The organism is Accumulibacter sp., assembly GCF_031732815.1.
Taxonomy (GTDB): Bacteria; Pseudomonadota; Gammaproteobacteria; order Burkholderiales; family Rhodocyclaceae; genus Accumulibacter.
The window spans coordinates 1-5,270 of sequence record NZ_JAVMKF010000119.1 but is presented as its reverse complement, the minus strand read 5'-3'; the positions used below and the strand labels follow the sequence as shown (position 1 = coordinate 5,270).

The 5,270-nt window shown below is 62.4% G+C and carries 4 protein-coding genes and 2 pseudogenes; all 6 read left to right on the top strand.

What is annotated here, in order from left to right; genetic code table 11:
• Positions 1-79 (top strand): annotated as a pseudogene (locus tag RKP46_RS08680) (transcription elongation factor GreA); the annotation flags it as partial.
• Between the two features lie 153 nt (positions 80-232).
• Positions 233-697 (top strand): DUF4149 domain-containing protein, encoded by a 465-nt coding sequence (locus RKP46_RS08675; protein ID WP_311106274.1) that lies wholly within the window; start codon positions 233-235, stop codon positions 695-697.
• 84 nt (positions 698-781) lie between these two features.
• A complete protein-coding gene (locus RKP46_RS08670; protein ID WP_311106273.1) occupies positions 782-1,405 on the top strand; it encodes an SAM-dependent methyltransferase in 624 nt (207 codons plus the stop codon).
• A gap of 135 nt (positions 1,406-1,540) precedes the next feature.
• Positions 1,541-3,424 carry an ATP-dependent zinc metalloprotease FtsH gene (ftsH, locus tag RKP46_RS08665; RefSeq protein ID WP_311106272.1) on the top strand — a complete coding sequence of 628 codons (1,884 nt, stop codon included), beginning with the start codon at positions 1,541-1,543 and terminating at the stop codon, positions 3,422-3,424.
• 117 nt (positions 3,425-3,541) lie between these two features.
• Positions 3,542-4,387, top strand: a complete 846-nt coding sequence (folP, locus tag RKP46_RS08660; RefSeq protein ID WP_311106275.1) for a dihydropteroate synthase — start codon at positions 3,542-3,544, stop codon at positions 4,385-4,387.
• An 84-nt stretch (positions 4,388-4,471) separates the two neighbouring features.
• Positions 4,472-5,270 (top strand): annotated as a pseudogene (glmM, locus tag RKP46_RS08655) (phosphoglucosamine mutase); the annotation flags it as partial.

Here is a 5,270-nt window from a genome sequence, read left to right as displayed (position 1 = left end):
ATTTGCCGGCGACATCGCCGAAGTGCAGGCGCCGGGCGGAATTCGCGAGTACGAACTGATCGACGTGCGCTATGAATGAGGCGTGCATTGTCCGCCAACTGACGAGGCTTGGCGACGCTGATCACGGCTGGCGCGCTTGTGACCTCACGCGTTGCGCGCGCGCCGCGCAGTCGACCACCAGGCCGCACCGCCAATCGACTGGCGCGCCGCCTGCACGCCAACCTTAGACCCGATGCGTCGCTTGGCCGCCGCGCTCCACGATGTGGCGCTGACCTTCTGGGTCGGCGGCCTGTGGGCGATTGGCTATCTCGTTGCGCCGACGCTCTTTGCAACGCTCGCGCACGATCGAGCGCTGGCCGGAGCACTGGCTGGCCGGCTGTTCGAACTGATGGGCTGGGTCGGCCTTGGCTGTGGCGCCTATCTGCTGCTCTTCAGCCTGCTGCGTTTCGGCACGATCACCCTCAGGCGCTGGAACTTCTGGCTGATTCTGCTGATGCTGCTGCTCACCGCAGTCAGCCTTTTCGGCATTCAACCGCTGCTCGCCCAGATCAAGGCCGATGCCCTGCCGCGCGAAGTGATGGAAAGCGTTCTGCGCAATCGTTTTGCCACCTGGCACGGCGTGTCGAGCATCCTCTACCTTGTGCAGAGCGTGCTCGGCCTTCTCCTGGTCGTCGGTGCACTACGCAGCGCCCGCTAGACGGACACCGGCGGCACCCACCGGAACAAAGCCCGCGCAGCGGCGATCCCTTGAGCCAACTCACCGCGAGACCGACTCCCGACAATGAAACGTGGCCGATCAAGCAACGCGTGGCTGCACGAACACGTCACTGACCCTTATGTCCAGCGTGCGCGCAGCGAGGGCTATCGTTCACGCGCCGCCTACAAGCTGAAAGAAATCGACGACAAGGATCACCTGATCGGCCCGGGCAGGATCATCGTCGACCTCGGCGCGAGTCCCGGCGGCTGGTCGCAGGTAGTGACCGAGCGCTGTGCCCGGCGAGGGCAGGTGATCGCCGTCGACTTGATCGCCATGCAGCCGCTGGCCGGCGTCACCTTCCTGCAGGGCGACTTCTTCGACCCGCAGATCCTCGATCATCTCGAAAAACTGCTCGCCGGCAACAAGGTCGGGCTTGTTCTTTCGGACATGGCGCCCAATATCTCGGGTATCGCCCTGTGCGACCAGGCGCGAGTCATCGCGCTGGCCGAACTGGCGCTTGATTTCGCCGGCAGGTGGCTGCAACCCGACGGTGCTTTCCTGGTCAAAGTCTTCAACGGGTATGGTTTTGATGATTTCCGCAGGAAAATGAGTCTGGCATTCAAGACGACCGCCTTGCGCAAACCATCGGCCTCGCGTGATCGAAGTCCGGAGATTTACTTGCTGGGCAGAAATCCAATCGCTTCCTGATTGAGCGCAACGCTTCGCCCGTCGGCGCTTGCTGTGCCGTCGGCAAAACGGTTTAGAATGGCAGGCTTGCGGCTCGCCGCCCTTTCTCGGGGAAGGGCCCGCAAACTACTTAGCTTATGCAAGTGAGGTGATGTATTGAATAACATGTTCAAGAATCTGGCCGTCTGGCTGGTGATCGGTCTGGTCCTGATGACCGTGTTCAACCAGTTCAACGCGCGCCAGGTGACCCAGTCGTCGATGGAATACTCGCAATTTATCGAGGAAGTCGGCAAGGGAACGATTGCCAAGGTCGTCATTGAAGGACGCGTCCTCAAGGCGACGACCACCGACGGTCGAAAACTCACCAGCTATGCACCGCCCGATCTCTGGATGGTGTCTGATTTGCTCAAGCATGGAGTGAAAATCGAGGCGAAGCCGGAGGAGGAGCAATCGTTCCTGATGAGCATCTTCGTCAGTTGGTTCCCGATGCTCCTTCTGATCGGCGTCTGGATCTTCTTTATGCGCCAGATGCAGGGCGGCGGCCGTGGCGGCGCTTTCTCGTTCGGCAAGAGCAAGGCGCGACTGCTTGACGAGTCGACCAATACCATCACCTTCGCCGACGTTGCCGGTTGCGACGAAGCCAAGGAAGAAGTTTCCGAACTCGTCGACTTCCTGCGCGACCCGGCGAAGTTTCAGAAGCTTGGCGGAAGAATTCCAAAGGGCGTATTGCTCGTCGGCAATCCCGGCACCGGCAAGACGCTGCTGGCGAAAGCGATCGCTGGCGAAGCCAAGGTACCTTTCTTCTCGATCTCCGGTTCGGACTTTGTCGAGATGTTTGTCGGCGTCGGTGCGGCGCGCGTCCGCGACATGTTCGAGAATGCCAAGAAGCATGCGCCATGCATCATCTTTATCGACGAACTCGACGCCGTCGGCCGCCAGCGGGGAGCGGGCCTGGGCGGTGGTAACGACGAGCGCGAACAGACGCTGAACCAGATGCTGGTTGAAATGGACGGCTTCGAAGGCAGCGTCGGCGTCATCGTCATTGCCGCGACCAACCGCCCCGACGTCCTCGACCCGGCGCTGATGCGTCCTGGGCGCTTCGACCGGCAAGTGGTCGTCCCGCTGCCCGACATTCGCGGACGCGAGCAGATTCTCGTCGTGCACATGCGCAAGGTTCCCTTGGCGCCGGACGTCAAGGCCGACATCATCGCCCGCGGAACACCTGGTTTCTCCGGCGCCGACCTGGCCAATCTGGTCAACGAAGCAGCACTCTTTGCCGCGCGCAGTAACAAGCGCCTGGTTGATATGGAGGATTTCGAGAAAGCCAAGGACAAGATCATGATGGGTGCCGAACGGCGCAGCATGGTCATGAACGAAGACGAGCGGCGCAACACCGCCTACCATGAAGCCGGCCATGCCGTCGTCGCCAAGCTGATGCCAAAATCCGATCCAGTGCACAAGGTGACGATCATCCCGCGCGGGCGCGCGCTCGGTCTGACGATGCAGCTCCCCGAAGAGGATCGCTATGCCTACGACCGGGTCTACCTGATGAGTCGCATAGCGGTTCTTTTCGGCGGCCGAATTGCCGAGGAACTGTTCATGAACCAGATGACCACCGGCGCCTCCAACGATTTTGAAAGGGCCACGCAGATGGCGCGTGACATGGTCACCCGCTATGGCATGTCGGATGCACTGGGGCCGATGGTCTACGGCGAAAACGAAGGCGAGGTCTTCCTTGGGCGCTCGGTCACCACGCACAAGAACCTGTCCGAAGCAACGATGGAAAAGGTCGATGCGGAAATCAGGCGGATCATCGACGAGCAGTATGCCTTGGCCCGTCGACTGCTCGAGGAGAACCGCGACAAGGTCGAAGCAATGGCAGCGGCGCTGCTCGAGCTCGAGACCATCGACAGCGATCAGATCAACGACATCATGGAAGGTAAGACCCCACGTCCGCCGAAGCAACCGCAAACGAAGTCGTCGAGCAAACCCGATAGCAACGCCCCCAACGCGGCACCCAGTGCACCTGCGCCAGCCTGAGTTGCCAGGCCCCGATAGGCGGCGGCGACCAGCGCGCCGCCTGACCAAGCGAGAGGCGCAAGCCAGCCACCGGGTGGCAAGCGACTCGCAGCAATCAGCTTGAACCCCCCCAGTTCGATGTTGCACTGTGGAAGCTACACACTGGCTCTTGACCGCCCGCTGGTCATGGGCATCGTCAACCTGACACCTGACTCGTTTTCAGGCGACGGCTTGGCAAACGATATCGAACGCGCCGTCGAGCACGCCTGGCGACAGATAGAAGCAGGTGCCGACATCCTTGATCTCGGCGCTGAATCGTCCCGTCCGGGCGCGATCCCGACGGCGGTCGACGAGGAACTGCGCCGGCTGCTCCCCGTGCTCGACGCGCTGGCCGGCTGCGGCGTGCCACTTTCGGTCGATACCTGCAAGCCCGAAGTCATGCGCGCATCGCTCGCCGGCGGCGCCTCGATGATCAACGACATCCGCGCCCTGACCATGCCTGGTGCGCTGGCCGCGGTGGCCGCCAGCGATTGCGCGGTCTGCCTGATGCATATGCAAGGAACCCCGCTCACAATGCAGCAGCAACCGAGCTACGGCAATGTCGTAGCCGAGGTCCGGCGCTTTCTGCAGGCGCGGGCCGAAGCGGCAATCGCTGCCGGCATTCGACCTGAGCGCCTGGTCCTCGACCCCGGATTCGGTTTCGGCAAGACACTGGCACACAATCTCGAACTTCTCCGCCATTGCGCGCAACTGTCGCCTGCCGGCATGCCCATTCTCGCCGGCATTTCACGCAAATCGATGCTCGGCATGCTGACCGGGCAAGCAGTCGAGCAACGCCTCGCCGCCAGCCTGAGCGCTGCCTTGCTGGCGGCGCAGCGCGGGGCGCGCATTCTGCGCGTTCATGATGTCGCGGAAACGGTCGCCGCCCTGACTGTCTGGCACGCCGTCGAAGGGTGCGCCGAGAACGCGGCTGAATTGCGTTAACGACGACCCATAGCCAGGTCAAGGTGCGTAGAATGCAATCCTTGCTGGCTGGTCTTCTTCATCTGCGACTCTAAGGGAGCAATCGTGAGCAGAAAGTATTTCGGCACCGACGGCGTGCGCGGACGCGTCGGAGAGATTCCAATCACACCGGATTTCGTCATGCGCCTTGGTCACGCCGCTGGCAGGGTTCTGGCCGCGCACGACGCCGAACGCAGCCATGTCAAAGCCGGCGAGCGACCGGCGGTCCTCATCGGCAAGGACACGCGGATCTCGGGCTACATGCTCGAGGCGGCCCTCGAAGCCGGATTCTCGGCCGCCGGTGTCGATGTCTGCCTGGTTGGCCCGATGCCGACACCAGCCATCGCCTATCTCACCCGAGCTTTGCGTCTGCAGGCGGGAATCGTCATCTCGGCGTCACACAACCCATACTACGACAACGGGATCAAGTTCTTTTCCGCCGGAGGCAGCAAACTGCCCGACGCTCTTGAGCTGGAGATCGAAGCAGCACTCGACGAACCTCTGGCCTGCGTGCCGTCGGCCGGGCTGGGCCGCGCGCGGCGGATCGACGATGCCGATGGGCGCTATATCGAGTTCTGCAAGGGCACCTTCCCTTTCGACATGGACCTGCGCGGCCTGAAGATCGTCGTCGACTGTGCGAACGGCGCCGCCTATCACCTTGCGCCGCACGTCTTTCACGAACTGGGTGCGGAAGTCAGCAGCATCGGGACCGAGCCTAACGGCTTGAATATCAACCAGGACGTGGGCGCCACGGCACCCACCGCGCTGCGCGAAGCGGTCCTCGCCCAGGGCGCAGACCTGGGAATCGCTCTCGACGGCGACGGTGATCGCGTAATGATGGTCGATGCAGCCGCCAACCTTTACG